This window comes from Mycobacterium sp. 1081908.1 (assembly GCF_001673535.1).
GTDB lineage: Bacteria > Actinomycetota > Actinomycetes > Mycobacteriales > Mycobacteriaceae > Mycobacterium.
Genome location: NZ_LZLY01000098.1, coordinates 1 through 1,735, shown reverse-complemented (window position 1 = coordinate 1,735; position 1,735 = coordinate 1). Strand labels below are relative to the sequence as shown.

The 1,735-nt window shown below is 72.9% G+C and carries 1 protein-coding gene and 2 pseudogenes; 2 read left to right on the top strand and 1 reads right to left on the bottom strand.

Annotated elements, in window-relative coordinates:
• Nucleotides 1–330: hypothetical protein (locus tag A5655_RS28725; RefSeq protein ID WP_231999170.1), on the top strand; the 330-nt coding region annotated here is incomplete at its 5' end.
• Between the two features lie 25 nt (nt 331–355).
• Nucleotides 356–1,018, top strand: a pseudogene (locus tag A5655_RS28720) (RNA polymerase sigma factor); the annotation flags it as partial.
• Nucleotides 1,019–1,599: 581 nt separating this feature from the next.
• On the opposite strand, the pseudogene A5655_RS27900 reads toward A5655_RS28720, so the two are convergent.
• Nucleotides 1,600–1,725, bottom strand: a pseudogene (locus A5655_RS27900) (replication protein); the annotation flags it as partial.
• Nucleotides 1,726–1,735 lie beyond the last annotated feature (10 nt).

Here is a 1,735-nt window from a genome sequence, read left to right as displayed (position 1 = left end):
AACGGCGGCCCCGCCCCCCCCCCCTTCCGCGCCCGACCAAGGCCCCGCCGCGCGCCGCCCCCCCCCCCCCACCCCGCGCCCCCGGCCCGCCCCGGCCCCCCGCCCGACGCCGCGCCGCAGGGCCCGGTCGTCGTCGTGAACGTGCCCCCGCCGCCGCCCGTGTGGGTGCCGGTCCCGCCGCCGCAGCTACCGCCGCCGCCTTCGCTGCCGCCGCTGCCCGCACCGCCGCAGCTCCCCCCGCTGCCCGCGCCGCCGAAGCTGCCGCCGCCACCGCCGCCGCCGGTGCTGTGCCTGCCCCCGCACCACCTCGTGCAGGGCGTCTGCAAGTGAGCTCGTGGGCCCGGGCGAGGCTGGTATGGCTCCTGACCTCTCACGCGCCCACCACGGAGCTGGAATTTCTCGTGCTATTTCACCGCTGTGCGCGCACACTTATTCGCAGCGTCGGTTCTCGCTCGAGGGGCGCCGACGCCTCATCGGCTGGGGAAACGATGTGACGACCGCACTATCCAACTTTGACATCGTCAGCGACGGGGAGCTGGCCCGCGCGGCGGCGACGGGCGATCGACGCGCCTTTGCCATGATTTACGACCGTTACGCCGACCGGCTGCACGACTTCTGCATCGGCATGGTCCGTGATCGCGACACCGCGGCCGACTGTGTGCAGGACGTCTTCTGCTCCGCCGCGACCCAACTGCCCAAGCTGCGCGACCCCGAGCGGCTCCGCCCCTGGCTGTATGCCATCGCCCGCAACGAGGCGCTGCGCTGCATCCGGGACCGCCGTCGCGAAGAGGTCTCCGACGAGCTGCCCGAGGCCGCGTCGCACGACGCGGGACCCGACACCCTGGCGGCGCGCAACGAGCTCGCCGCCCTCGTCGCCGAGGCCGCCGGCGGGCTCGGCGACCGCGACCGCGCGGTGCTGGAGCTGGCCTACCGACACGGCCTGGACGGACCCGAGCTGGCCAACGCGTTAGAGGTCAGCCCCGGCACCGCCAACAAGATGGTGTCGCGGCTGCGCAACACGATCGAATCGTCGCTGGGTGCGCTGCTGGTGGCCCGCCGCGCCCAGCACACCGCTGACAAATGCGCCGAGCTGGGCACCATCCTGGCGGGGTGGGACGGGCGCTTCAGCGTGCTCATGCGCAAACGCATCACCCGCCACATCGAGTCCTGTTCCGTCTGCGAGGAAGAACGCCGCCGCATGGTCAACCCGGTCGCGCTGCTCGGCGCGGCGCCGGTGTTCATCCCCGCCCCCGGCTGGCTGCGGGATCAGACACTGGGACAGATCAAGCTGACCTCCGCCGACAGCGACCTGCACACGGACACCAACGGGGACGGCCACGGTACGTCGGACGACGCTTGCCCACCGACTGTCGCCTCGTGGCTCGCGGACCGGCACGACGGCGACTACGTCGACACCGCCCAAGCGCAGCGGGCACGCAGGTTGATCCCGTGGGTCGCGCTGTTCGCGGGCACTTTCTTCCTCGCGCTGGGGTTGATGTACAGCCTGCTCTACCACCACAAGACGGCGATCACGCCGACCGAGCTGAGTCGCACCGCGCCCGCGCCGATGATGAAACCGGCCCCGCCGCCGGCCGCCAACCAAATCCCACCCGCTCCGCCGGCGAACCGTTCGACGGTGGCCACGCCGCGCTGGTTGATCAGCCAGTCGTGGTCGGCCAGCACCGCCGGCCGCGGGTCCGCGGCGTCGGGGCAACGCAGCGCCATCTGCCAGCCG